Here is a 25977-nt window from a genome sequence, read left to right on the forward strand (position 1 = left end):
ACCATGATGCATCACTTGTGGACCAGAAGCGCAATGGACTCAACATGTGCAGTGTGCGGAAACATATCGATCACACCGACACTTTCCAAGTGATAGCCGCAATGGTGTACCAACTCACCAATATCACGCGCCAAGGTGGCAGGGTGACAGGAGACATACACGATGCGCTGTGCGGCCAGCGCCGCCAAGCGGGGCATCATCGCCAACGCGCCAGAGCGCGGCGGATCGAGCAGTATCTTGTCGTAGCGGCCTTGCAACCACGGTTGCGTTTCCAAGTCGCCGGCCAGATCGGCGGCGTAAAAAGCGACGTTGCTGACTTTATTGTGCGCTGCGTTGTGCCGCGCCCACGCCACTAAATGGGTATCTCCCTCCACGCCAATCACCTCACGCGCCCGACGCGCCAGGGCCAGAGTGAAATTACCCAGCCCGCAAAACAAATCTAGCACCCGATCTTCGGGTTGGATTTGCAGCAATTCACCGGCGCGTTCGACCAATTGTCGGTTGATGGCGGCATTGACCTGAACGAAATGCGCGGGCTGGAACAGCAGATCCAAATCGAAAGCCGGCAGTGGGTAAGCCAGCATCGGCGGCTCCGATTCCAGGGGTTGCAAGCTGTCCGGGCCACCCGGTTGCAGATAAAACGTAACCCCGTGCTGCTTACCGAATGCGCGCAACCGCGCCAAATCGGCCTCGCTGGGGGCTGCCAGAACCCGCACACTCAACGCCAGCACCGCATCGCCACCAGCCACTTCGATCTGCGGCACTTGGTCACGGATGGATAAGGCTTCGACAAGACCGGCCAGTTCCTCCAATAGACCACCGATACGCGGGTCGAGCACCTCGCAGCGGCGCAAATCGGCCAGATAAGCGCTATGCCGTTCACGAAACCCCACCAGTACCCGGCCCTTTTTCGGCACCCACTTCACGCCCAAGCGCGCGCGGCGCCGATAACCCCACAAAGGTCCGGTAACCGGTTCTAGCACTTGATTTGGCTGTGCCTTGCCGATATGCGTCAGGCTATCCAGTAACCAGCGCTGCTTAGTGGCCAGTTGGCTAGTCGGATGCAGATGTTGCAGGGCGCACCCACCGCAAACGCCAAAGTGTGCGCACTGCGGTTCAACCCGGTCGGCAGCGGGTGTCAGGATACGGACTGCGCGGGCCTCGTCGCGGCGGCTCCGGCGCGCGGTGTAGACACATTCCGCCTGCTCGCCGGGTAGTGCCCCGTCCACGAAGATAGCCTTGCCATCCCGCCGCGCCACTCCATAGCCCTCGTGGGTTAAATCCTCGATCCCAACCGTAAAGGGCGCCATCTCCGCGAGTGCTTGGCGTTTTTTCGCTGCTGACTTTCCCATGGCTTTATCCCTCGCGTCACGCGGCAAACAGACCGGTCGATAGATAGCGGTCGCCACGATCACAAAGAATGGTCACGATCACTGCATTTTCGACCGTATCAGCCAGTTGCAATGCGGCCGCCACCGCCCCGCCGGACGATACGCCGCAACAAATCCCCTCCTCACAGGCCAGGCGGCGCGTGGTATTTTCAGCCTCGGCCTGACTGACATCGATGATTTGATCGACGCGCGCCGGATCGAAGATGGCCGGCAGATACGCCAGCGGCCAACGGCGAATGCCGGCGATGCTGGAACCCTCGGTCGGTTGTACGCCGACGATTTGCACGGTGGGATCACGTTCCTTGAGATAACGCGACACACCCATGATGGTGCCGGTGGTCCCCATCGCACTGACGAAATGGGTGATTTTGCCCCCCGTATCTCGCCAGATCTCCGGGCCGGTGGTCTGATAATGGGCCAAGGGATTGTCGGGGTTGGCGAACTGATCCAGCACCTTACCCTTGCCCTCCCGCTCCAGCCGCGCCGCCAGATCACGGGCGCCTTCCATCCCCTCTGACTGGCTAACCAGCAACAGCTCGGCACCATAGGCTCGCATTGCAGCGCGCCGCTCCACACTCTGGTTCTCCGGCATCACCAAAGTCAGCCGATAGCCTTTGATGGCCGCGATCATGGCCAACGCGATACCGGTGTTGCCGCTGGTGGCTTCGATCAGACCATCGCCGGGGCGTATGGCACCACGCGCTTCGGCACACCGAATCATGCTCAGTGCCGGCCGATCCTTCACCGAACCGGCGGGATTGTTGCCTTCCAGCTTGCCGAGCAGCAGATTATCTCGTTGAACCGCCAAGCGTTGTATGCGGATCAACGGGGTGTTGCCAACAAAGCTTTCCAGCGTGGGATAGGGAGAATGGGGCATAGTGGATTCCGGGTTGTCCGCAAAATTCTGGGATCGGGCGTTTTCCCGCCCCGTGAAATATGTTAAACCGATTACAAAGAGCAAAATTTCGTGGGCCGGGGCCAACATTATCGCCGCTGGCAACGGCCACCTTAATCAAACTGAACCGCTATCCCAAGCCAACCGCTGATTTTGTCATGACCCGACCTGGTTTGAGACCCTGCCTCATCCGCTGCTTGCCTCTGTTGTTCGCTTGGCTCTCGTTATTCGCCATCCCCGCGCATGGTCAAGAACAGCCCACGCCACCGACCTCAGCCAGCGATCCGGCCCCGGCTGGCACGCTCAGCGTCATCGTCGAGGGCGTAGAAGAACCGCTGCGCGATAACATCATGGCCCACCTCGACATCAACCGCTTCGCGGGCAAAGCGCCGCCGGCGGAAACCGAGTTGCGCTGGTTGCATACCAATGCCGAACGCCATATCCAAGAGGCGCTGCAACCCTTTGGTTATTATGAACCGGTGATTGAAAGCACCTTGAACCAGACCACCGGCGGTGGGTGGGAAGCGCGTTATCGCATTCAACCCGGTCGCCCACTCCCCATCGCTTTAGTTGATGTTCAGTTGACGGGCGATGCGGCCAACGATCCGGTCTTCCAAGCGCTCGTGGACAAGCGGCCCTTGGCGAAAGGCCAGGCACTTGATCACGCCAAATATGAGCAATTCAAACAGAACCTGGAAGCTCTGGCCACTGAGCGTGGTTATTTCGACGCCCATTTCACGGAGCACGCCATCCAAGTTGACTTGCACGCCTATGAGGCCGCCATCAAGCTGCACTACGACACCGGCAAGCGCTATCTGTTCGGCGATATTACTTTTAAGCAAAACTTCCTTTCACCAGAGCTATTAAGCCGCTATCTCCGCTTCAAGCCGAGCGACCCTTACGACGCCAACGAATTGCTGAAACTGCAAGGCGATCTCGGCGGCAGCACCTATTTCAGCCAAATTCGGATCAACACATCGCCCGACGCCAAAACCGTCTCCGTGCCGGTCGATGTCGCGCTGGAACCGAATAAGAAACACAAATACAGCGCTGGCCTGGGTTACGGCACCGATACCGGGCCTAGAGGCAAGCTCAAGGTTGAAAATCGCTGGTTGAATCGGTGGGGCCACTATTACGAAGCGGAGCTACAACTCTCACCGATCAAATCCTTTATCGGGGGTAAGTATGTGATCCCCGGCCGCGATCCCGTCACCGAAAAATACGCGCTAAGCGCCAATTACACCCTGCAAAACTACCAAGACCAGGATTTCGAGCGCATCGCGCTAGGCGGCAGCTACCAGCATGAAGAAGGAAAATGGCTCAAAATCTACAATCTGACCATGCAGTATGAAGATTACAAAGTCGGCAACGAACCTCGTGCCACCTCATTTCTGCTGATTCCGGGGCTGAACTGGACCTGGATTGATGCCGATGACCGGCTTTTCACCACGCGCGGCCTGATGTTTGGTTTCGAAGTGCGTGGCGCAAGCACGGCCTTGCTGTCCGATATCAATTTCTTGCAAGGACTCCTGCACCTGAAATGGATTCGCGCGCTCAACGAAGACAGTCGCCTTATCGTCCGGGGCGACATGGGCGCCACCGCGATCCGCGAAGATTTTACCAAGATGCCAGCATCGCTGCGTTTTTTCACTGGTGGTGACGCCAGCGTGCGCGGCTACGCCTACAACAAGATCGGCCCCACCGATAACAGCGGCAAGATCATCGGTGGCAAGAATCTGGTCGTTGGCAGCCTGGAATACGAGCACCGGGTCTGGAACAACTGGGGATTGGCCGTTTTCATGGATGTGGGCGACGCTTTCGACGGCGCCCGCCCAGAACTGAAAACCGGCGCCGGCGTCGGGGTGCGTTGGCGCTCACCCATCGGGCCGGTACGTATCGATTTCGCCACCGGACTGGACCAACCCCCCGGTGATACCTTCCGTTTCTCCTTCAGCCTGGGGCCGGATCTTTGAGCATTGCTCCCACCATGCGGCGTGCGGCGCTCTGGTTGGGCGGCGGCGTGCTGGTCTTCCTCCTGTTGCTGCTGGTGCTGGGCGGCATCGGCCTGACCACTCAAGCAGGTCTTAACTCGCTGCTGGAACTGGCCCATCGCTTCGCGCCAGGCCAGTTGACCTATGACAAGATCAGCGGCCGACTCTGGGGACCGTTACACATCGAAGGACTCCGCTACGAAGACGGCCCGTTAAAACTCAAGCTGAATAAAGCCGATCTGGAATGGAATCCAGCACAATTATTCAGCCGGCAACTCAATCTTGATCGCTTGCACTTCGACGGCCTGGAAATCCATCTGCCGCCGCCTGGCGAAGACAAGCCACCCACCACCGAGCCGTTCGTATTGCCGGAGATACAATTGCCAATCGGCGCCACTATCGCCGATCTGCAAGGCCGCAATATCCGTATTATCCCGGCTAACGCGCCACCGATTCAAATTGACGCTATCGACCTCAAGGCGCACGCCGCCGCCGAGGGGCTAAAGGTTGATCATTTGGCGATTAAATCGCCGCTGGGTGATCTGCGGCTGAAGGGGCAGGTCGATCCGACTGGTAACTATCCGCTCACGCTGGATCTGGACTGGCAAACCCCATTCTTGTCCCAATACGGCACCTTTAGTGGCCAGGGCAAAGTCCGGGGTACGCTGCGGGAACGGCTGACGGTCACTCATGAAATCACGGGGCCTGCGACTTTGGAGTTAGATGCCGAGGTGCGCAAACCGCTGACGGAAGCGATCTGGTCGGCTAAAACCAAACTGGATGTGCCGGACCTCAAACCGTTCGCTCCCGATTTAGCGGGCAAACCGCTGACGGCTCACCTTGATGCCCAAGGGGTGATGAGCCGTTTTACCGGCCAGGGAGAGATTGCTGCGACGCTCCCGGAACTGGGCAAGACCACCGTGCGCTTTACCGTTGCTGGCGACCCACAGAACATTAAAATCGACACCTTGCAGGTAGCCGCTCCTGAGCGCGATCTGACGTTAACTGCCGAGGGTGAGGCCCAATTGACCGAGGGGGCTTTACCGAAATTTCGCAGTCATGCCGAGTTGAAAGCGACCGTGCCGGAACTCGGCCCGACCACTCTGCAACTGACCGCCGCCGGCGACGCGAAAACCATCAAACTCGACGACGTGCGCCTGACTGCGCCTGCCTGGGCGTTGAATCTGCTCACCCAAGGCGAAGCGCAATTTGCCGATGGGGCCTTTTCCGGCTTGCAAGCCCAAGGCGAAATGAATGCCACTGTCCCCCAATTCGGTCCCGTGGCACTGCGCTTTACTGCCGATGGCGACGCCAAGACCGTCAAGCTCAACGAATTGCGCCTGACCGCCGCCCAGCATCCGCTCAAGCTCAACGTGCAAGGCCAGGTTGAATTGGCCGATCTGCGTTTCCAGGCTAATGGTCAATGGCAATCACTGGCCTGGCCGTTAAAGGGCATCCCGCAAATCCAGAGCACGAAGGGTGACTTCACGGCTGAGGGTACGCCCAAGGATTATCGCTTTACCGCCACGGCCACCGATCTGCGAGGACCGAATGTTCCCAAGGGTACCTGGGCGCTGACGGGCCAAGGCTCGGAGCAAGGGGTTCGTGATGTCAAGCTGACGGGTAAAACCTTGGAGGGAACTCTACAAGCCGCCGCCGATGCGACCTGGGCGCCGGCAGTCGGTTGGCAAGCCAGCGTCAATGGTCAAGGGATCAATCCGGGCGCTCATTGGCAGGATGTACCCGGCAAATTGAATTTTCAGCTCAAAAGTGATGGCGGGCTGGAAAATGGTGAACTGCGAACCAACGTGTTGTTGGAAGACTTGACCGGTACTCTAAGCGGGCAACGAGTCGCCGGTAAGGCCGATGTCAGTGTTCGCGGCCAAAATCTCACCGTTCGGGACCTGAATGTAAGCGCGGGCGACGCGCGCCTGGAAGCAACCGGAACACTGACTGAACGCTTGGATCTGGTTTGGAAGCTGAATGCGCCGCAGCTTAAATCCTTAGTTCCTGGGCTGAGCGGCACCGTTGCCAGCACTGGCAAATTGAGCGGCTCCCGCACCAGCCCGATCATAGCCGCCAATATCGCCGTTGATAACCTTAAGCAAGGGGCCAATCAAATCCAGCGCTTGCGCGGTGAGGCCAACATCGACGCGGGCGGTGTCGGCCGCTCGCAATTGAAAATCATCGGCGATAGCCTGGTGCTGGGCGGCCAGAAATGGCAAAGCTTGCAGGTGGATGGTTCCGGCACGGCCGCTGCGCACGACTTGAAAGCCGAACTCAGCGGCGAACCGGGGAGTTTTCTGCTCGCTCTGGCCGGTAGCCTGCAAACCCCGGCCATGCTTTGGCAAGGCCGTATCACTCAGCTGACTGCCAAAAACACCCCGGCCGGCAACTGGAGTCTGGAGAAACCGGCAGCGGTTCGCGCCTCCGCCAAGGAGGCGAGCCTTGATACCGCCTGCTTGAGCAGCGCACCCACCCGGTTGTGCCTACAAGGCCAGTGGCAACAAGCCGGCGACTTCAATGGTCGGGTACAACTCAGTAATCTCAACCCAGACCAATTCAAACGCTTTTTCCCCAAGGAGGTCGCGCTCACCACCAGTATCAATGGCGAAGCCACCGTCAGCGGCAAAATCGGTGGCGCGCTGCTGGGTAAAGCCAACGTCACCATCGCCCCTGGTAACGTCAGCCTGCAAAATCAGGGCCGACCGGTCACTATCGCCTTCAACGGCGGCACCCTCAAGCTGGACAGCAATGGGCGGACTGCGACCAGCCAAGCCCGGCTAGATCTGGGATCAACCGGGCAGTTGCAGGCTAACCTGCAAGTACAAGACCCGCTCGGCGCTGGTCGGTTGAACGGCAAGATTGAGGGAGCGATCACCGACTTAAAGATTGTTTCGGCTTTCGTGCCGGAGATCACGGAAATTTCCGGGCAAGTCCGTGCGGATGTGGCGCTGGGCGGCACCTTGACCAAACCCTTAATGCGCGGCGATGTGCGCCTGGAAAATACCGCCCTGTCGATTCCAGAGGCTGGTCTGAAGCTGCGCGCTGTGCAATTCGCCGCCACCAGCACCGGCCAGGGACCGATCCGCTTGGCGGGTTCGGTGCAATCCGAGCCAGGCCAGTTGCAGGTTGACGGCCATTATGATCCGTTCAAAGGACAGCTTATCCTGGCGATCATCGGAGAAAACTTTCAAGCGCTCAAAACCACGGATGTGCAAATCCAGATCAGTCCTGACCTCAAGATCGACTACACACCGCAGCAAACCCGTCTGCAAGGCACCTTGACCATTCCACGGGCCTTTTTGCGGCCCGGCGGTCAGCGTCCGGGCGCGATTAACGCCTCCAGCGACACGGTGATCGTCAAGAATCGGGATGGCACGGCGCCGGAAGCCAAAGAGCGCGGCATGGCGATTTTCGCGGATATGCGCGTCGTACTAGGCCAGGATGTGCAGTTGGAAACGCCTGCCTTCAAAGGTAAGCTCCGGGGTGATTTGCGGGTGCTGCAAAGTCCGCAGTTGGCACCGCGCGCCAGCGGTGACATCGAAGTCGTGGCCGGTAAATACAAAATTTATGGCGAAGAAATCGAGATCCAACGCGGTCAGTTATTATTCAGCAGTAGCGCGCTCGACAACCCCAGCTTGGAATTGCGCGTCGTCCGTCAAGAGCGAAATATCATTTCCGGTGCAGAGATCATGGCGGGCGCACAGGTGCGCGGCACCTTGAAAAGGCCGAAGCTGACCTTCTTCTCCTCCCCGAACATGTCAGATCCAGATGTTCTCGCCTACCTGGTCTTGGGTCGGGCGCCGGGCGGTTCCGGCACCGAAACGGCGATGCTGTTCAAAGCGGCGAGCGCGCTCGGCTCCGGGCAAAGCGGCGGCCTTAGCAAGAGCCTGACCGATGCGTTCGGGCTGGATTCCGCCGAACTCGGCAGCACCAGCCAGGGCGGCACGTCCTTCATGCTCGGCAAGTACCTGACGCCAAGGCTTTATGTTGGCTACGGAATCGGCTTGCTGAACGCCCTTAACACCTTCTTCCTAAAATACCGCTTCACCGAACATCTGATGCTGGAATCCGCCACCAACTCCAGCGGGACGGGCGGCGATTTCATCTACACCATCGAACGTTGAGAGGGCCATTAGCCAGCCGTCAGGACGGATTACCGCGCGGTGCGGTGGCGCGGCATTCAGTTTCGCCATTTGCGACAGGGCCAAATGCTTGGCAGCTTCCACTTTGCCGAGATCGACCCTGACCTCAGCGGCTACTTGTAATAATCCGGCTCATTGCCCGCCTTCCATTTGATATTACAGCCGATACTCGGTTTTTGCTCCGGTGCAACCGGCTGACCCGCCAACAAGGCATCCACCGCCGCGCGTAAATCCGCGCCCGTCACCGGGATGGCATTACCCGGCCGACTGTCGTCGAACTGGCCGCGATAGACCAGCTTGCGGTTGGCATCGAACAGGAAAAAATCCGGTGTGCAGGCCGCCCGATAGGCTTTGGCTACGGCTTGACTTTCGTCGTACAGGTAGGGGAAGGAAAAGCCGAGCGCTTTGGCCTCCTCGGCAATCCGGGCTGGACTGTCATCTGGATAATTGGCGGCATCGTTGGCACCTATCGCGACGCTGGCCAACCCCTTGGCGCGATAATCGGCGGCAAATCGCGCCAAGTCCGCCCGAATATGTTTGACAAACGGGCAATGGTTGGAAATGAACATCACCAGCAAGGCCGGACTGTCTTGAAAATCAGCCAGGGCCACGGTTTTACCTGTCGCTGGCTCTGGTAGATTAAAATTGGGGGCTAGTGTAGCCAGCGGCAGCATCGTGGACGGCGTTTGTGCCATGATTTCACCTCACAACGTTAGCAATATCGGGGAACCTGGTGGTGCGCGCTACTATGCGGTTCAGCCCGTGTTCCGACGGCGTTACCCGCCATCGTCGAACCAAGCCAATCTCTAGCGGTCAATCCCCGCTAGCCGAATGGGTTTGATCCTCGCACCTGTTGACGCTTAATTTACCTTATGGGAGACAATGCTATGTATGCAAAACAGCCGTTCTGGCTGAGCGCTTTGATTGGGCTGCTATGGAGTGCGACCGCACCGGCAGCCGAGTATCCCGATTTTGTCACCCTGGTCGAGCGCTACAGCCCAGCGGTGGTTAGCATTCAAACTAAATCCGATCTCAAGGAACGCCCCAGACTGGGCCATCCGAATATTCCTGAGAACAGCCCGTTCTTCGATTACTTTAAACGCTTCTTCGACGAAATGCCCGACTCCCCGGCTCAACCACGCTCGTCGGTCGGTTCCGGCTTCATCGTTTCGGCCGATGGTTACGTCGTCACCAACGCCCATGTGGTTGATCAGACAGACAGCATCGTCGTCGGTTTACCCGACCGCACCGAGCTGACGGCACAGTTGATCGGCAAAGATAAGCGCAGCGATATTGCGGTACTGAAGATTAAATCCGACGGCAATTTACCTACCGTCAAACTCGGCGATGCCCACAAGATCAAGGTCGGTCAATGGGTATTGGCCATCGGTTCGCCCTTCGGCTTTGAGCGCACCGCCACCCAGGGCATCATCAGCGCCCTAGGCCGTAATCTACCCAGCGACAATTATGTCCCTTTCATTCAGACCGACGCTGCCGTCAACCCCGGCAATTCCGGCGGACCGCTGTTCAATCTTGATGGCGAGGTGATCGGCGTCAATTCGCAAATCTACAGTCGTTCTGGTGGTTATCAGGGGGTATCCTTCGCCATTCCCATCGACGTGGCGATGGAGGTGGTTGAGCAACTCAAATCGGGCGGTAAGGTGACACGCGGCTGGCTGGGCGTTTTGATTCAAGAAATGACACCGGAATTAGCCCAATCTTTCGGCCTCGACAAACCGCGCGGTGCCCTGATCGGACAAGTGATGGCAGAGGGGCCGGCGCAAGGGGCTGGTATCAAGGTGGGCGATATCATCGTGGCCTTCAATGGTCAACCGGTGCAGCACTCCACTGATTTACCCTTGATGGTCGCCCGCACCCGGCCCGGCACGACCATTCCGCTGACGGTCATTCGTGACGGCAAGGAACAAGCGCTTAACGTCCAGATCACGCAATTACCGGATGAGGTCAAATTGCAACAGGCGACTGTAGAATCGCCGACCAGCAATCGATTGGGTTTGGCTGTTGCCGAATTGCCCGCAGAAAAACGTAAACAGGGTGCGAGCGGTTTGCTGGTTAAGGATGTTGACGAAGGGCCAGCAGCCAGAGCCGGTATTCGGCCCGGAGATATCATCGCCCGTATCAATAATATCGATGTGAATGAGGTTGGCCAATTCGCTGATCTGATTGAGAATTTGCCGGCCGGTCGGCCGATACCGGTTCTGGTGCGGCGGGATAATGGGGCGATCTTCCTCGCATTGACGATTCCCGAGGAAGCCAAGAAATAAAACGGCCGCCCTCCCCTTGATGCCCTCCCCGGCGGCCTTTACGCCGGGGAGGGCCATGAGTTCCAACAGAAAAATCCTACTGGCCGGGATTTTCCACCCCATCCCCTGCTGACGGCGCAGTCGGCAGCGGCACCATGAGCGGCTGTCCCGGTTGACGACAACCAGCATCACAACACCGGCCCGGTTGGCGATTACGCAGGATCGGCCGATTGGAGTCGGCCAGCACGCCGCGTTCCAGCAAACGCTCGACCAGAGCGACCTTATCGCCCAGGGGGTAATGCCGCCAGATTTCCTGCTTCAATGCCGCTGGCGAACCGCCGCCGTGCAGACTGATCAGCGAATACCATCCCCCTTGGTAAGAAGCGGTCAAATCCTCCAGGAAGCGGGCGACCTCGATCCGCTTGTCGTAGGGAACCGTCGGGTTGGCCCGCAGCACCTCAGCAAGCGTCGCCGCCGTCGCCGGATTGTGATCCTCGTCCGGCCCCGGCAGCGCGACGATCAACCCGCCCGATACTTCGTGGGCTAAGCGGTGCATCTCGTAAATCTGGGTTGATAGCAATAGCTTACCGATATTGGCAAAGACCGGTTCCGGCATGAAGCTTTTCGCATAGGGATCTTGCTGGCCATAGACGCTGGCCGCCACGCCGCAGGCATAGAATCCCTCGGTGATTTTGATCAACTCGACCATCGGCTCGCGCAAACTGGCCTTGCGGTTGGGATCAAGGCCGTTGGCTTCACACATCAGCGCGCCTGCACCGATCAACAAATCACCAAAACCGGCACGCGCACCGATGCAGCTATGCCGGTGATGCGTCGCATAGTGATAAGTCACCGCCCCGGAATGCTCCCACTCACCGGCAAGAAAGACCCGCTCCCAAGGCACCAGCACCCGATCAAAAATCACCACGGCCGTGGACTGACCGTAGCGGCGGGAAAACAGCGGCGCACCATGTTCAGGCTTCTCGCCCGGCCGGCCGGCCGGCCGGGCAATGATAGTGATGCCGGACGCATCGACCGGTACTGCGCAGCAGACAGCGAAATCGGCATCGGCCTCGGTCATATTCCGCGACGGCATCACCAGAAACTCATGGACATAGGGAGCAGCCGTCACGATGGCCTTGGCGCCGGCAATCACGATGCCTCGGCCGTTACGCTCGACGATGTGCAGATAGACATCTGGGTTGCTCTGCTGATGTGGGCGGCGACTACGGTCGCCCTTCGCATCGGTCATGGCAATCCCCAAACTCAAATCTTGGTCCTGTACCTGCTGCAAGTAGGCGGCAAAGCGGGCACGGCACTCCGTCGTACCGTTGGCGTCATCCAACTGGGCAACCGCTTGGCCAATCCCATTGAGGCCATCATGGGCCAGGTAACGCTGCGCGCAGCCGGTTTCCTGGCACAGCAGTCGGACGGCTTCCAATTTATTGAGTAAATCGCCAGCAGACTCGTTGATATGCAGCATCCGGTTGACGGTCTTGCCGCTAACCGATTGCACAGCGGTCATCAAGGGCACTTTAGCGGCATCACGGGCGAAATCGTAACTCACTGCCAGCGCGTTGATGCCCGGCTGGAACGCGGGCGCATCCGCGACGGATTCGATGCGTTGGCCATCGACATAGACGGTGGGCTGGTACTTGCGAAGAGAGTCCCGAAAATCCTGGCCGCTCATCAAGCACCCGGTCGCAGGGTTCGCTCTGGGTATAACCATCTTGTTTTCCAATCAATGTGGATTCGTTAAATTGGTTTAGCTCGCGTAGCGGATAGTTCAATGCGACCGGCCGCGTATCCCTAACTACCCCGCTTCTTGCCGTTCCCGGTATAATTGAATTTCCTTTCCTTCAATAGGGAAAGCGCAAATTAATGCGCCGGCATTTCGACCGGAAACCATCGATCACCCATCACCACTTGTCAGCGTTCCCGCTCTTCGGGATCGCCCTATCTAAAAGGGCCTTTTTCATGCTTGAAACCTATCGCCAACAAGCCGCCGAACGTGCCGCCCTGGGCATTCCTGCCCTACCGCTCACTCCGCAACAAACCGCTGATCTGGTCGAACTGCTGAAAAACCCGCCTAAAGGCGAGGAAAATTTCTTGTTGGATTTGCTGACCCAGCGCGTGCCGGCGGGTGTCGATCAGGCTGCTTATGTCAAAGCCGCTTTTCTGGCCGCCGTCGCCAAGGGCGAGACCTCATGTCCGCTGATTTCCCGCGTGCGAGCCACCGAATTGCTGGGCACCATGGTCGGCGGTTACAACATTCAGCCCTTGATTGATCTGCTGGATGACGCCGAGTGCGCGCCCGCCGCCACCAAGGCGCTGTCGCAAACCCTGTTGATGTTCGACTACAAGCACGGTGTCAAGGAAAAAGCCGACAAAGGCAACGCCCACGCTAAACAGATCATGACCTCCTGGGCGGAGGCGGAATGGTTTACCGGTCGGCCCAAACTGCCAGAAAAAGTCACCGTCACCGTGTTCAAGGTCACCGGCGAAACCAATACCGATGATCTTTCGCCCGCCCCCGATGCCTGGAGCCGCCCCGACATTCCGCTGCACGGCCTGGCGATGCTGAAGATGGAACGGCCCGGCATTCAGCCCGATGAATCCGGCAAAATCGGCCCGCTGAAGCTGATTGAATCCCTCAAGAAGAAAGGCCATCCGGTTGCCTATGTCGGCGATGTGGTGGGCACCGGTTCCAGCCGTAAATCGGCCACCAACTCAGTGCTGTGGTGGACCGGCGACGACATTCCCTACGTGCCGAACAAGCGTTATGGCGGTTACTGTCTGGGCGGCAAAATCGCGCCGATTTTCTTCAATACGATGGAAGATGCGGGCGCGCTGCCGATCACCGATTGCGACGTGACCAAAATGAACATGGGTGATGTCATCGACATCTATCCCCATGCCGGCAAGATCGAGAAAAACGGCGAAGTCATCTCGACCTTTGAATATAAGTCCGACGTGCTGCTGGACGAAGTGCAGGCCGGTGGCCGCATTAATCTCATCATCGGCCGCGGCCTGACCGACTGGGCGCGGGAAGTGCAAGGACTCGGCCCCAGCCCGATTTTCCGCCGGCCAGTGGCTCCTAAAGATTCCGGCAAGGGTTTCACCCTGGCGCAGAAGATGGTCGGCAAAGCCTGTGGCGTGGCGGGCATTCGTCCCGGCACCTACTGCGAGCCGAAGATGACCACGGTCGGCTCGCAGGACACCACCGGCCCGATGACCCGCGACGAGCTGAAAGACCTGGCTTGTCTCGGTTTCTCTGCCGATCTGGTGATGCAGTCGTTCTGCCATACCGCCGCTTATCCCAAACCGGTGGACGTGCAAACCCACCACACCCTGCCGGATTTCATTTCCAGCCGCGCCGGGGTGGCGCTGCGGCCCGGTGATGGCATCATCCATAGCTGGCTGAACCGGATGCTGCTGCCGGATACCGTCGGCACCGGCGGCGATTCGCACACTCGTTTCCCCATCGGCATCAGCTTCCCGGCCGGTTCCGGGCTGGTCGCCTTCGCCGCCGCCACCGGCTCGATGCCGCTGGATATGCCGGAATCGGTGCTGGTGCGCTTCAAGGGCCAGATGCAGCCCGGCATCACCCTGCGCGATCTGGTCAACGCCATTCCTTACGCCGCGCTCAAAGCCGGTACGCTGACGGTGGCGAAGGAAGGCAAGAAGAATGTCTTTAACGGCCGGATTCTGGAAATCGAGGGCCTGCCGGATTTGAAGGTGGAACAAGCCTTCGAGCTGTCCGACGCCTCCGCCGAGCGCTCCGCCGCCGGTTGCACCGTGCGCTTGAACAAGGAGCCGATCATTGAATATCTCAACAGCAATATCACGCTGCTGAAGTGGATGATCGCCAACGGCTATCAAGACCCGAAGACCCTGGAACGGCGCATCAAGGGGATGGAAGCCTGGCTGGCCAACCCGACCCTGATGGAGCCAGACGCCGATGCCGAGTACGCCGACATCATCGAAATCGACATGAGCGCGATCAAGGAACCGCTGCTGGCTTGCCCAAACGATCCCGATGATGTCAAGACGCTGGCGGATGTGGCGGGCGCGAAGATTGACGAGGTGTTCATCGGCTCCTGCATGACCAACATCGGCCACTACCGCGCCGCCGGCAAGGTGCTGAACGGGCAATCCAACATCCCGACCCGGTTGTGGATTTCCCCGCCGACCCGGATGGACGCCCGCCAGTTGAGCGAGGAAGGTTACTATGCCATCTACGGCAGCGCTGGGGCGCGGATGGAAATGCCGGGTTGCTCGCTGTGCATGGGCAATCAGGCGCGGGTCGCCGACAATGCTACCGTGGTGTCCACCTCCACCCGCAACTTCCCCAACCGCCTGGGCAAGGGCGCCAATGTGTACCTGAGTTCGGCGGAGCTGGCGGCGGTCTGTGCGCTGCTCGGCAAGATTCCGACCTTTAGCGAGTACATGACGTACATGGGCGAGATCGGCAGCAAGGGCGCGGAGATTTACCGTTATCTGAACTTCGATCAGGTGCCGGAATATCGGGCAGTGGCGGATCAGGTGAAGGTTGCGGCCTAATCACCTCTAGCTTTGTCCGTCTCACCAATCCCCGTAAATTTGCGGGGATTGGCGTTTTTGGACTGTTTACTGTGCCAGCCCAGACCAACGCGCCTGACTCAAGACCCAATGATAGGTGCTGAACCGCCACTTCCCGCTCAATCCCATCGCCTGCAACACCTCCATCACCAGCAGCACTTGTACCTGCCGCCAGACCCGTTCGCTCAACAACGACGCAAACATGCCTATATCAGGCGGTAGTGTCCCCAGGTGCTTGCTCTCTTTAGTCGGAAAGAAATCGTCATGGTTGCTATCTCCCAACATCAAGGGAATTTCTTATCAATGGGGAAAGTTGGGCTAAGTATTTGAAAATATTTAATCCGAATACTGGATACCTTTAGATTACCCACTTACCATATTAGGAAAGAATCCACCGATAAGCACTGCGATCAACAGCAATCAGCGTATAGTTTGGGTATGGAGAAAATGTGAGATGCCAAATCCAGCAAAACTCTCGCCTCTCGCCAAGCAGGTCTGCTATATCCTCACCGGTGGCGATACAGCGTACTGTAACTTCCGTTTCGGTACGCAACTGGTCTCGCAAACGAAATTCCAGGAGGTCGCGTCGTATATTTCGATGGGAGCAATCCAGGTCACCGAGATGCCCTTCGGTACGGTAACTGCGGCCGAATACTATCCTTGCACGGCGCACCCCGACAAGAAGGCAACGTTGCAGGTGAAAGCCTCGCTGAATCAGGCCGACTATATCGCCGTATCCAATGTGATCCACGAGGCAACCCACGCGATGCAGGACATTCAGCGGTTGATTCTGGCACAAGAGGACGCGGAGGCGGCAGCCTACGTCGCGCAGGCCGTCTACTTCCACTACCGCCGCTTTCCCGAAGCACCGGTGACCGGCGATTTCGCAGCCGATAACATCATAAAGGTCGCGTTTGACATCGCCAGCGCCAATGTCGGCGGTTTCCTCATTGAGGCCGCAGATGAAGAACGGTTGCGCAAGGTCATCTTGAAGCATCCGCATTACCGGTCGAATATCGACCCATTTTTCAAGTACCGCTTCCCCGGTGTGGCGATCCCGCCGTACTAACAGCGTTGCCCGATAGGGGAGCATAGCCATGCCAACGGGGCATGTTGTCAGCAAAGCCGCTTTCGTCAATCCAGACCAGCATCTCCCTCGGCTGGAACACCTTTCCCGTTCCCCCGCTCACCGAGAAAAACCAAGCCGACCTGACTCGCTGCGCTGAAGACATCCTGCTGACCCGCGAAGTGCATTTTCCGGCGACGATTGCCGACCTGTACGATCCCGACCACATGCCCGCCGATTTACGCGAGGCGCACGAGCGTAACGATGAAGTGGTAGAACGCATCTACATCGGTCGCCGCTTCCGCAACGACACCGAACGGCTGGAGAAACTGTTTGATCTGTATACCAAGATGACAGCGGCAGCCAAGCCAAAAAAGCAGCGGGGATGACGCCACGGCCGCCTTTTCCCCGCAAAGGCATCAGGTGCGCTTTGACCCGTCTTGCAGGCCAAAGCGTAATGATGTAGAAATCTACATTATTTTATCTACATAGAGCCAGCCATGCCCATCAACGTCAACAACCCCGAAGCCGATGCACTGACCCGCAAGTTCGCGGTGATGGCGGGCGTCGGCATCACCGACGCCATCATCATCGCCATGAAGGAAGCCATCACCCGGCGGCGTACCGCGGAAACACCACTGGAAACGGCGGCACGGATCAGAGAAAGATATGGCGTTTCCCTAAGCGAGGAAGCGCGGAAACCGCTGCCCAAACAGGTGTTCGACGCGATGTGGGGCGATAACCTGGAACGGGAGGGCTGATGTTCGTCGATGCCTCCGCCCTTATCGCCCTGTTGTCCGATGAACGCGAAGCCAGCCGGATAGCCGAGGTGCTGGCTGCCGCTGAAACCAGACTCACCTCACCCGTCGCTGTGCTTGAGGTCGCGCTGGCGCTGGCGCGGCCGGACAAGTTCAACCTGTCTATCGAAGTCACCGCGCCGCTGATTCGTGAGTTTCTCGATGAACGAGACATCGAAGTGCGCGATCTGCCACCTGCCGCCGATACGACCCAACTCGCCCTGGCCGCCGCGCACCGTTATCGTTCAGGGCGGCATGGCCTGAACCTGGGCGATTGCCTGCACTATGCCTGCGCCAAATACTACCGCGTACCGATTCTGGCGACGGACCGCGAATTCAGCCAGACCGACCTTGAAATCGCGGGGAGCCGATGAACGATTTACCCGCTGGCCTGATGTCGCCACCCGACGGCTACGCCGATTGGCTGGCCGATCTCAAAGAACGCATCCACACCGCCCAGCAGCGGGCCACGCTGGCGGTCAATCGGGAACTGGTGCTGCTGTACTGGCAGATAGGCCGCGACATTCTGGCGCGGCAAGCCGAACAAGGCTGGGGTGCCAAAGTCATTGAACGGCTGGCAAATGATTTGCGGGCCGCTTTCCCCGATATGAAAGGATTTTCACCCCGCAACCTCAAGTACATGCGGGCCTTTGCCGAAGCGTGGCCGGATGCGGAATTTGTGCAGCAGGCTGCTGCACAATCACCTTGGTTTCATCTCTGCACGCTGATAGACAAGCTCAAAACCCGCGACGAACGTAATTGGTATTTATCAAAAGCCATCGAGCACAACTGGTCGCGCAATATTCTGGTGATGCAGATCGAAACCCGCCTGCTGGAACGAACCGGCAAGGCCGTCACCAACTTCACCGCCAGCTTGCCCAAACCACAATCCGACCTGGCCCGTGAGTCGCTGAAAGACCCCTACCGCTTCGATTTTCTCGGCCTGACCGACAAAGCCCAGGAGCGCGAGATTGAAAACGCCTTGGTGAAACATGTCACCGAATTTCTGCTAGAGCTAGGCGCGGGTTTTGCCTTCGTCGGGCGGCAAGTGCTCCTCGACGTGGGCGGTGACGAGTTCTTCATTGACCTGCTGTTCTACCACCTCAAGCTGCGCTGCTACGTGGTGATCGAACTCAAGGGCGGCAAATTCAAACCCGAACATCTGGGTCAGTTGAAATTTTACCTCACGGCGGTTGATGCTCAGATCAAACACCCCCAGGATGGCCCCACCATCGGTTTACTGTTATGCAAAAGCAAAAACAAGGTGGTGGCCGAATACGCCCTGCGCGACAACACCCAGCCCATCGGCGTGGCTGAATATCAACTGCTGGCCTCTTTACCGCCAGAGTTGCAGACCAGCCTGCCCAGCATCGAACAGATCGAGCGCGAACTGACGGGCAACTCCACGGACAACAATTCATCATGACGAAAAGCGTGCCTTCCGTTTCAGTGGCTTACGCGCAGAGCGGCCGTTCAACTACCGCTAATGCGCTCGGTATGCGCCCGATGCAAGAACGCGCCTACGAGCGGCGCGGCGAACAATACCTGCTCATTAAATCCCCGCCAGCCTCCGGCAAAAGTCGGGCGCTCGCTTAAACGGTTCTATTGAGAACCACTGACGTGGCGGGTTTTCACAAGCCAACTTCGGAGGATTTGATAGAGATCATCCCGCGAAAATGGCTTCGCCACAAAATCGTCCATCCCGACCGCCAGGCATCGCGCCCGGTCTTCTGGAAACGCATTGGCGGTTAACGCGATAATGGGGGTTGGGCTGATCGTGTTCTGGCTGGGAGCCGCCTCGCGCTCCCGAATTTGGCGGGTCGCTTCAAAACCATCCATCTCCGGCATCTGACAATCCATCAACACGGCATCAAATCGACCGTTTTCCCAGAATTCCAACGCTTCTTTACCATTGGCAGCCATGCTGACCTCTAGCCCAAAGGATTGAAGCATGGCCTGCGCTACCAGGGCATTGATGGCGTTATCTTCAACGAGCAGCACATGACCGGCCAAGGTTTCGAGCTTGCCAAGCTGAACGGCCGCCGGACTAGATGCCTTAGCCGTAGGGGCCAGCCGCACGGTAAACCAAAAGATTGTGCCTCCCCCCGGCGCAGGCTCGTAACCAATCTCACCACCCATCAGTTCGACAATTTGTTTGGCGATGACAAGGCCAAGGCCCGTACCGCCATACGAGCGGGTGGTGGAATCATCGGCTTGCATAAAGGGTTGGAAAAGATAGGCATGGGCCGTATCGGGAATACCGATCCCGCTGTCTCGCACCCGGAAATACAACCAAACGCCGTCGCCACGCCGACTGATTACTTTATCGCTCTCGGCAAGCGACACCCTCACCTGAACTTCGCCATGGCGGGTAAATTTGACGGCATTATCGACCAAATTGCAGAGAATCTGCCGCAACCGGTCGGGATCGCCGCAAAACCGGCCCGGTACATCGGCCGCTATTTGCCAGAACAGCACCAAACCCTTGCGCTGAGCTTGCGGAACCAGCATTCGCAGCGCATCACCCACCTGTTGGCGCAAATCGAACTCGACCTCTGCCAAAACAAGCTTACCGGCCTCAATCTTGGAAAAATCGAGAATCTCGTCGATGATCCGCAACAGCGTTTTCCCAGAATCTTGTAACATCTCCAGGTAGTGGCGCTGTTGCTCGGTGAGATTTGCCTGCCGGGTCAACAGTTGCGCCATCCCCAACACGCCGTTCATCGGGGTACGAATCTCGTGGCTCATATTGGCCAAAAACCGTGACTTGGCGAAATTAGCGGCCTCGGCGGCATCGCGGGCGTGTGCCAGCGCACCCTCAACCCGCTTGCGCTCGGTGAGATCGTGAAAGACCACCTGCAACGCCGGCTTACCTTGATAGATAAACGGCGCGGCGGCCACATCCACCGGAAACACGCTGCCATCCAAGCGGACATAGGTCTCTTCAACCAGAGCAACTGCCATTTTGGTTACTTGAATCTCCTGCAACCGTTGACGAACCAAGGTATAAGAGTCAGGATGCAAGCGGTCCCAGCAGGAGGTTCCCAGCAGATCGGCCGGCGCGTGGCCACCAAACAAGCGAACACCCGCTGCATTGATGTAGACGATCTTCTCGTCTTGGTGAATGTAAATCCCATCTGGCGATAGCTCGACTAGCTGCCGATACGCATTCTCGCTATTCATCAACGCCTGGGTTAAGAGCCGTAAGGTACGGATCGGCAGAGTCCGCAGCGAAAAAAACACGATCAAGCCAAGGACAAGCCCGCTCAAACCAACCAGGGCAGTTTCCACCAGCAACCCCTGTAGCGAGACCGCCATGTCCAGCGCACCCGCCTTGACCGCCAACTCGTAAACAGGATGTCGGCGCGTCACCAGCGGTTGGCGTAAATCAGGCGCCACCTGGGCCATGCGCTGGCCCGCCTCATCGACAAGGACGGCGGTGTAGTCTTGCTTGACTCGCTTGTGGAGTACTTCTTCCAGTCGTTCGGGCTGTAAGCGCCACAGAGCGGGGTTAAGATTGATAAAGTCAGTGATGGCCGTGGCGGTGACCGCAACCTCGTTTTCCAACGCACCGCTTAGCTGCTGGTAGGACCAGAAGAAATAAGCAGCGGGAGGACATAGTACGACGACCGTGGCTAACCCTCCGGCCAGCCAAGTGAATAAGCGCTCAATCCGTAACTGGATATTCACAGTTATCCAGTAACCGGCAGGTCATTGGATTGCCGAAGAAATTCCCTTGCATCATCCGACAGCGGCTGGCGCAGCCAGCCCCCGACCCGCAAGAAAATAGCGGCAATGGCAAAGACCCTACTCTCCCTCAGTACCCACTGCATGGTCTGCTCTCCTAACGCCACGTCTCGGTTTATTTTAATTGGCGGCCAAGCCCAAGTCAGTGCAAGCGGGCCGTAAATTTAAGATTACACTAGCGCCAGGCCGATTCTGGACTCCACAGATCAGATGCTGTCTAATTGTGAAAGATTGATGACTGCCTCAGAAAAACCACCATGTTCGACATCGCCATTGAGCGCTCTCACCCGCTAACCCCGCAACAAGCCCGGCAAGCCGCCGAAACCTTTGCCGAGCACCTCGCCAACCGGCACGAAATCAGCTATCGCTGGGAAGGCGATTCGCTGCATTTTCAACGCAGCGGCATTGATGGCCAAATCGAGTTGGTGCCCGGCTCGATCCGAGTCAACGTGCGCCTGGGTTGGCTGCTGACCCCCTTCAAACAGCGACTGGAACAGGAAATCCACCGCCATCTGGATGAAATCTTTCCCCTCTTAGCCGCTCCTGATGCGGCGCTGCCCCTGCCGAATGCGCCGCACTCGGCTACAACTTCATCCCCCGAAAGCCACCTCTGAGCGCAGCCGCACGCTCAACACAGCGCCCGGCGTAATACCTCGCCTGCGCGAGACTTGGGCAAACTGTCACGGAATTCGATGTGCCGTGGCATCTGCTGAGCGGTCAGTCGCCGATAGCAATGCGCCAGCACCATTTCACCGGTCAATTCCGCGCCGGGTTTGCGCACGACGGCGATTTTGATGGCCTGACCGGTTTTGTCATCCGGTACCCCGACACACGCCACTTCTAATACCCCCTCACAATCCTGTAGTACCCGTTCAATATCATCGGGAAAGATCTCGTGACCGGAGACGCAAATCCGATCCCGCTGCCGACCGACGATCCGCACGAAGCCGTTCTCATCAATTGTGGCGACATCGCCAGTCAATAACCAGCCATCGCGCAGCACGCAAGCCGTTTCTTCAGGCCGTTGCCAATAGCCCCGCATCACCTGGGGGCCATGCACACACAGCTCACCACGCTCACCCGGTTCCACTGCAATACCCGTCGCGCTGCGTAACTCAATGGCCGTAGATGGTAACGGCAAGCCAACGCGACCGCCCGCCTCGCCAACCTCCAGCGGATCAAGACAAACCAGCGGCCCGGCTTCGGTCAGGCCATAGCTTGCCAAGATCGGCACCCCGGTGATCGCTTGCCAACGCGCCGCCACTGCTGCGCCCACGACGCCACTGCCGACCGCCACTTTAAGCCCAGAAAAATCAATCTGGCTCACCTTTGGATGGTTGGTCAACGCTGCAAACAAACCGTCGTCCCCGGTGATGGCGGTCAATCGCGTGTGGCGCATTTCCGCGATAAGAACCGGAATATCGCGTGGATTCGCCAGCAGCACATTCAACCCACCGCGTCGCACACCAGCAAAGCAATTCACCGTCAGGCAGAAAAGCTGATGCAATGGCAAGGCCGTAACCATGATTTCTTCCTTGCTCTTACCAAGCTCCGGTCCCAGGAAGGCAAGGCATTGTTCGACATTCGCCACCAGATTACGGTGACTGAGCATCACCCCCTTGGGTACGCCGGTGATGCCCCTCGTGTAGTGCAATAAGGCTAGATCCTCACCGCTCACCTTGTCAGCAGAAAGCGAGCGCTCGCCCGCTGCCGTAAGGAGGGTCTGAAAAGCGACCGCGTTAGGCAAAACATAAGCAGGCACGGTCTTTTTGATGTGCTTGATCGCCAAATTGATGACTTTAGCCTTCCAGTAGGAAAGCAGATCGCCAATCTCGGTGACGATGGCGGTTTCAACCGCCGTCTCGCCGATGATGCCGGCTAGGACATGGGCGAAGTTGGCCAGAATGACAATCACTTTCGCGCCGGAATCGTGCAACTGCTGCTTCAGCTCCGATGGCACGCTTAACGGATCAATATTGACTGCCACCAGCCCAGCGCGCAACACGCCAAAGAGCGCCACCGGATATTGCAGCAAGTTCGGCAGCAAGAGCGCCACCCGCTCACCTTTGGCTAATTGCAGATCCTGCTGCAAATAGGCGGCGAAGGTTCGGCTTTTCTGCTCCAACTCGTTATAGGTGAGGCTACGACCCATGCAGGCGAATGCCTGACGGCGACCGAACTGACAGCAGCTCCGCTCGAAGATCTCAACGAGCGAGCGGTATTGATCGGGATTGATGTCCGCCGGAACATCGGGCGGATAGCACTTTAGCCACACCTTTTCCACGGGGTGCTCCGAAATAGGTTCTAAAAACGGCTGCGGTTGGCCAATTTTCTCCCGAAGCGTCGGCGCTGGCTAGCTACGCCTCATTCATGGCCCCTAACGCCCGCTGGAAGACCACCAGATGATCGATTTCCAGCCGAATGCCGATCCGCTGCCCCGCTTGGTGATTGTGGTGGCTAGCAGCCAGACAGAGCAAACGCGCGCCGCTATCGAGCTTCAGAGTGTAGAGAAACTCCGCACCGCGAAACGCGCGCTCCACCACTTCGGCCATCAACGGACTGCTATCATCGTGGGTCACATCATCCGGCCGCACCAGCACCTCGACCGGATCGCCCGGCGCACAACCGGCCGGTGGTATGCCATCAATATCACCCAATTCGGTGCAAACCCGGCTGCCCTCGCCCATCCGGCCCGGCAAGAACACGCCCTGGCCGATAAAATCAGCGACAAAATGATCGGCTGGTCGATGATAGAGGTTGTAGGCGCTATCCCACTGCAACAGCCGGCCCTGATTCAGCACCCCGATCTGATCGGCAAAGGCGAAGGCTTCGAACTGATCGTGACTGACCAGCAGGCCGCCGATGCCTTCCCGCAACAGGATCGCCCGAATCTCATGCGCCAAATCCTCGCGTAAGGCCACATCCAGGCTGGAGAACGGTTCATCCAGCAGCAATAATCGCGGCCTCGGCGCGAGAGCGCGAGCCAGGGCCACCCGCTGTTGCTGGCCCCCGGAAATCTGATGCGGATAACGTTGGGCATACTCATCCAAACCGACGACATTCAATAGCTCGTGTACCCGTGCCCACCGCTCTGCCGCTTTCCAGCTCCGCAAGCCAAAGGCCACGTTGTCAGCAACCGTCAAATGCGGAAACAGCGCCAAATCCTGAAACATCATGCCGATGCGGCGCTGTTCAGGTGGTAACGTCCAATGGGGTCGGCTCAGTTCGACGCCTTCCAGCCAGATCAAACCCCGCTGCACCGGCTCGAACCCGGCGATAGCACGCAACAGCGTGGTTTTGCCGCAGCCACTGGGACCGAGCAGGCAACCGATAGCCGCCTCAGCCATTTTGAATGAGACGCCCTCGACCACCCGCTTCGGCGGATAGGCAATATCAATGTCGGTCACTTCAAGGAACGGCGTCATGATCAGGTCTCGCACGGCCGATGGCGCGACTGAGCAGAATCACCGGCCCGATGCCAGCCAGCACCACCGCCAGCGCGAAACCCGCCGAATCCGCCAATCGCTCATCAGAGGCCAGTTCGTAAGTCCGCACCGCCAGCGTGTTGAAGTTAAACGGTCGTAGAATCAAAGTCGCTGGCAATTCCTTGAGTACATCGACAAACACCAGTAACACAGCGGCCAGCAAACTGCCACGCAGCATCGGGATATGGACCCGCCATAACACTTCCCTCGGCGTCGAACCGAGTGCGCGAGCCGCATCATCCATGCTCGGCCGAATGCGACTCAGCCCGGCTTCCACGCTGTGCAGGGCCACCGGCAAAAACCGCGTGCAATAGGCGAATAACAGCGCCGTCACCGTTCCGCTCAGCAACAAGCCGGTGGACCATCCCAGCCATTGCCGTGCCCAACCATCCACACTGCGGTCGATAGCGGCCAGCGGCAGCATGACTCCGATAGCGACCACCGCGCCGGGGACGGCGTAACCAAGTCCGGCCGTTCGCACGGCTCCCCGCACCAGCGTTTGCGGCCGCAAGCGGTGGCCGTATCCCAACAACAACGCCAGCGTCAGAATCAACAAGGCCGCACCGAGCGCCAGCGATAAACTATGGGTGAGCAAGGACCAAAATCGTCCGTCCACCATGTGTGGTGCGGTACGGAAGGCCCAGACCGCCAACTGCCCCGCTGGCAGCAGAAAGCCGAATAATAACGGCAGCAGACAGGCTACCGTCGCCCACCACCGCCCACCACCTCGCAGGGCCAGTCGAGCGAGCCGCACTGGTCGATTGCCGGTGTGGTGAAATCGCGCCAGCCGCCGCGACAACCGCTCGAACGCCAGTAGCGCAAACACGAACAGCATCAACAATCCCGCCAGTTGGGCGGCGGCGGTGCTGTCGTTCATCCCATACCAGACCCGAAAGAGGCCGGTGGTAAAGGTGCTCACCCCAAAATACTGGACGGTGCCGTAATCCGCCAACGCCTCCATTTGCACCAGCGACACCCCGGCGATCAGCGCCGGTCGCGCCATCGGCAATGAGACAGCATAGAAGCGCCGCCACGGCCCCGCCCCCAACGAGCGGCTGACTTCCAGCACGGCGACTGACTGTTCGAGAAAAGCGGCCCGCGCCAGCAGATAGACGTAGGGATACAGCACCAGCGCCAGCATGATGACCGCACCGGGTAGGGAGCGGATTTCGGGAAACCAATAATCCTGGCGGTTCCAGCCGAAGCTCTCACGTAAGGCGGTTTGTACCGGCCCGGCGAAATCCAGCAAGCCGGTGTAGGTGTAGGCGATGATATAGGCGGGAATCGCCATCGGCAGCAGCAAGGCCCACTCGAACAACCGCCGACCGGGAAAATCGTGGATGCTGGTCAACCAGGCGGCAGGCACGCCGATCAACAAGGTGCCCACGCCAACACCCAGCATCAACACCAGCGAATTGCGCACATAATCCGCCAGCACGGTATCGGCCAAATGCCGCCAGACCGGGCCGACCGGTTGCAATGCGGTCAGGAATACCGTCAGGACGGGCAGTGCCAGCAACAAAGAAACCCCGACCACCAGCAAAACCCAGCGGTCGAGGCGAAGCCACAGTATCCACAACCGCTGGCAGCGGTTGCGTCCAGCGACAGGGGA

General features: G+C 58.6%; 20 protein-coding genes and 1 pseudogene. 11 read left to right on the forward strand and 10 right to left on the reverse strand.

Translation table 11 applies throughout. The features are described from left to right. Positions 1–11: 11 nt before the first annotated feature. Both rlmD and cysM read right to left on the reverse strand, forming a co-directional pair. Positions 12–1352 carry a 23S rRNA (uracil(1939)-C(5))-methyltransferase RlmD gene (gene rlmD / locus BN873_RS01305; RefSeq protein WP_048670159.1) on the reverse strand — a complete coding sequence of 447 codons (1341 nt, stop codon included), beginning with the start codon at positions 1350–1352 and terminating at the stop codon, positions 12–14. Positions 1353–1368: 16 nt separating this feature from the next. Then, positions 1369–2268 (reverse strand): cysteine synthase CysM, encoded by a 900-nt coding sequence (gene cysM, locus BN873_RS01310; protein ID WP_048670210.1) that lies wholly within the window; start codon positions 2266–2268, stop codon positions 1369–1371. 176 nt (positions 2269–2444) lie between these two features. On the opposite strand from cysM, the gene BN873_RS01315 reads away from it, so the two are divergent. Next, on the forward strand, positions 2445–4259 hold the full coding sequence (locus BN873_RS01315) for an autotransporter assembly complex protein TamA (protein WP_048670162.1): 1815 nt from the start codon (positions 2445–2447) through the stop codon (positions 4257–4259). Then, positions 4256–8407: a translocation/assembly module TamB domain-containing protein gene (locus tag BN873_RS01320; RefSeq protein WP_139031618.1), complete on the forward strand. Its 4152-nt coding sequence runs from the start codon at positions 4256–4258 to the stop codon at positions 8405–8407. The genes BN873_RS01315 and BN873_RS01320 overlap by 4 nt, the downstream gene beginning before the upstream one ends. Before the next feature lie 131 nt (positions 8408–8538). On the opposite strand, the gene BN873_RS01325 is transcribed toward BN873_RS01320, so the two are convergent. Beyond that, a complete protein-coding gene (locus BN873_RS01325) occupies positions 8539–9120 on the reverse strand; it encodes a thioredoxin family protein (RefSeq protein ID WP_048670165.1) in 582 nt (193 codons plus the stop codon). Positions 9121–9312: 192 nt separating this feature from the next. Between BN873_RS01325 and BN873_RS01330 the strand changes: the two genes are divergently transcribed. After that, a complete protein-coding gene (locus BN873_RS01330) occupies positions 9313–10710 on the forward strand; it encodes a DegQ family serine endoprotease (RefSeq protein ID WP_048670167.1) in 1398 nt (465 codons plus the stop codon). 76 nt (positions 10711–10786) lie between these two features. Here the strand turns inward: BN873_RS01330 and BN873_RS01335 are convergent, their stop codons facing one another. Continuing rightward, positions 10787–12418, reverse strand: a complete 1632-nt coding sequence (locus tag BN873_RS01335; RefSeq protein ID WP_048670169.1) for a 4-hydroxyphenylacetate 3-hydroxylase family protein — start codon at positions 12416–12418, stop codon at positions 10787–10789. A gap of 248 nt (positions 12419–12666) precedes the next feature. Between BN873_RS01335 and acnB the strand changes: the two genes are divergently transcribed. Beyond that, entirely contained in the window at positions 12667–15252 is a 2586-nt protein-coding gene (gene acnB / locus BN873_RS01340) for a bifunctional aconitate hydratase 2/2-methylisocitrate dehydratase (protein WP_048670211.1), read from the forward strand. Positions 15253–15318: 66 nt separating this feature from the next. Here acnB and BN873_RS19980 read toward each other — a convergent pair whose 3' ends face one another. Beyond that, complete coding sequence (locus tag BN873_RS19980) at positions 15319–15474, reverse strand: hypothetical protein (protein WP_171820393.1); 156 nt, start codon at positions 15472–15474, stop codon at positions 15319–15321. A gap of 250 nt (positions 15475–15724) precedes the next feature. Between BN873_RS19980 and BN873_RS01345 the strand changes: the two genes are divergently transcribed. The 6 genes and pseudogenes from BN873_RS01345 (at position 15725) to BN873_RS19825 (ending at position 18729) form a co-directional block, all read left to right on the forward strand. Continuing rightward, positions 15725–16339, forward strand: a complete 615-nt coding sequence (locus BN873_RS01345; RefSeq protein WP_048670171.1) for a hypothetical protein — start codon at positions 15725–15727, stop codon at positions 16337–16339. Between the two features lie 77 nt (positions 16340–16416). Beyond that, positions 16417–16725, forward strand: a pseudogene (locus tag BN873_RS01350) (type IIL restriction-modification enzyme MmeI); the annotation flags it as partial. Between the two features lie 111 nt (positions 16726–16836). Next, positions 16837–17097 (forward strand): type II toxin-antitoxin system VapB family antitoxin, encoded by a 261-nt coding sequence (locus BN873_RS01355; protein WP_048670174.1) that lies wholly within the window; start codon positions 16837–16839, stop codon positions 17095–17097. After that, positions 17097–17507 (forward strand): type II toxin-antitoxin system VapC family toxin, encoded by a 411-nt coding sequence (locus BN873_RS01360; RefSeq protein WP_048670175.1) that lies wholly within the window; start codon positions 17097–17099, stop codon positions 17505–17507. Before BN873_RS01355 ends, BN873_RS01360 begins: the two co-directional genes overlap by 1 nt. Beyond that, positions 17504–18559: a PDDEXK nuclease domain-containing protein gene (locus BN873_RS01365; protein WP_048670176.1), complete on the forward strand. Its 1056-nt coding sequence runs from the start codon at positions 17504–17506 to the stop codon at positions 18557–18559. The genes BN873_RS01360 and BN873_RS01365 overlap by 4 nt, the downstream gene beginning before the upstream one ends. Then, the gene (locus tag BN873_RS19825) at positions 18556–18729 is read left to right on the forward strand and encodes a hypothetical protein (RefSeq protein WP_197613641.1); all 174 of its coding nucleotides are present in this window, start codon (positions 18556–18558) and stop codon (positions 18727–18729) included. The genes BN873_RS01365 and BN873_RS19825 overlap by 4 nt, the downstream gene beginning before the upstream one ends. Positions 18730–18735: 6 nt before the next feature. On the opposite strand, the gene BN873_RS01370 is transcribed toward BN873_RS19825, so the two are convergent. Both BN873_RS01370 and BN873_RS20270 read right to left on the reverse strand, forming a co-directional pair. Beyond that, the gene (locus BN873_RS01370) at positions 18736–20823 is read right to left on the reverse strand and encodes an ATP-binding protein (protein ID WP_048670177.1); all 2088 of its coding nucleotides are present in this window, start codon (positions 20821–20823) and stop codon (positions 18736–18738) included. A gap of 2 nt (positions 20824–20825) precedes the next feature. After that, positions 20826–20966 carry a hypothetical protein gene (locus BN873_RS20270; RefSeq protein WP_171820394.1) on the reverse strand — a complete coding sequence of 47 codons (141 nt, stop codon included), beginning with the start codon at positions 20964–20966 and terminating at the stop codon, positions 20826–20828. 171 nt (positions 20967–21137) lie between these two features. Between BN873_RS20270 and BN873_RS01375 the strand changes: the two genes are divergently transcribed. Further along, positions 21138–21494, forward strand: coding sequence for a polyhydroxyalkanoic acid system family protein (locus BN873_RS01375; protein ID WP_071243952.1), 357 nt, complete (start codon positions 21138–21140; stop codon positions 21492–21494). Positions 21495–21508: 14 nt separating this feature from the next. Here BN873_RS01375 and BN873_RS01380 read toward each other — a convergent pair whose 3' ends face one another. The 3 genes from BN873_RS01380 to BN873_RS01390 form a co-directional block, all read right to left on the reverse strand. Next, entirely contained in the window at positions 21509–23164 is a 1656-nt protein-coding gene (locus tag BN873_RS01380; protein ID WP_048670178.1) for an AMP-binding protein, read from the reverse strand. Positions 23165–23237: 73 nt separating this feature from the next. Further along, entirely contained in the window at positions 23238–24305 is a 1068-nt protein-coding gene (locus BN873_RS01385; RefSeq protein ID WP_048670179.1) for an ABC transporter ATP-binding protein, read from the reverse strand. Then, positions 24289–25944, reverse strand: coding sequence for an ABC transporter permease (locus tag BN873_RS01390; RefSeq protein WP_048670213.1), 1656 nt, complete (start codon positions 25942–25944; stop codon positions 24289–24291). The genes BN873_RS01385 and BN873_RS01390 overlap by 17 nt, the downstream gene beginning before the upstream one ends. Between the last annotated feature and the right edge of the window lie 33 nt (positions 25945–25977).

Source organism: Candidatus Competibacter denitrificans Run_A_D11 (genome assembly GCF_001051235.1).
Classification (GTDB): domain Bacteria; phylum Pseudomonadota; class Gammaproteobacteria; order Competibacterales; family Competibacteraceae; genus Competibacter_A; species Competibacter_A denitrificans.

Bases quoted from the DNA above. Each gene is read 5' to 3' on its own strand.
- acnB (WP_048670211.1), top strand. From the start codon at position 12,667: ATGCTTGAAACCTATCGCCAACAAGCCGCCGAACGTGCCGCCCTGGGC.
- rlmD (WP_048670159.1), bottom strand. From the start codon at position 1,352: ATGGGAAAGTCAGCAGCGAAAAAACGCCAAGCACTCGCGGAGATGGCG.
- BN873_RS20270 (WP_171820394.1), bottom strand. From the start codon at position 20,966: ATGCAGTGGGTACTGAGGGAGAGTAGGGTCTTTGCCATTGCCGCTATT.
- cysM (WP_048670210.1), bottom strand. From the start codon at position 2,268: ATGCCCCATTCTCCCTATCCCACGCTGGAAAGCTTTGTTGGCAACACC.
- BN873_RS01385 (WP_048670179.1), bottom strand. From the start codon at position 24,305: ATGACGCCGTTCCTTGAAGTGACCGACATTGATATTGCCTATCCGCCG.
- BN873_RS19825 (WP_197613641.1), top strand. From the start codon at position 18,556: ATGACGAAAAGCGTGCCTTCCGTTTCAGTGGCTTACGCGCAGAGCGGC.
- BN873_RS01360 (WP_048670175.1), top strand. From the start codon at position 17,097: ATGTTCGTCGATGCCTCCGCCCTTATCGCCCTGTTGTCCGATGAACGC.
- BN873_RS01330 (WP_048670167.1), top strand. From the start codon at position 9,313: ATGTATGCAAAACAGCCGTTCTGGCTGAGCGCTTTGATTGGGCTGCTA.
- BN873_RS01325 (WP_048670165.1), bottom strand. From the start codon at position 9,120: ATGGCACAAACGCCGTCCACGATGCTGCCGCTGGCTACACTAGCCCCC.
- BN873_RS19980 (WP_171820393.1), bottom strand. From the start codon at position 15,474: ATGTTTGCGTCGTTGTTGAGCGAACGGGTCTGGCGGCAGGTACAAGTG.
- BN873_RS01315 (WP_048670162.1), top strand. From the start codon at position 2,445: ATGACCCGACCTGGTTTGAGACCCTGCCTCATCCGCTGCTTGCCTCTG.
- BN873_RS01365 (WP_048670176.1), top strand. From the start codon at position 17,504: ATGAACGATTTACCCGCTGGCCTGATGTCGCCACCCGACGGCTACGCC.
- BN873_RS01355 (WP_048670174.1), top strand. From the start codon at position 16,837: ATGCCCATCAACGTCAACAACCCCGAAGCCGATGCACTGACCCGCAAG.
- BN873_RS01335 (WP_048670169.1), bottom strand. From the start codon at position 12,418: ATGGTTATACCCAGAGCGAACCCTGCGACCGGGTGCTTGATGAGCGGC.
- BN873_RS01375 (WP_071243952.1), top strand. From the start codon at position 21,138: ATGTTCGACATCGCCATTGAGCGCTCTCACCCGCTAACCCCGCAACAA.
- BN873_RS01345 (WP_048670171.1), top strand. From the start codon at position 15,725: ATGCCAAATCCAGCAAAACTCTCGCCTCTCGCCAAGCAGGTCTGCTAT.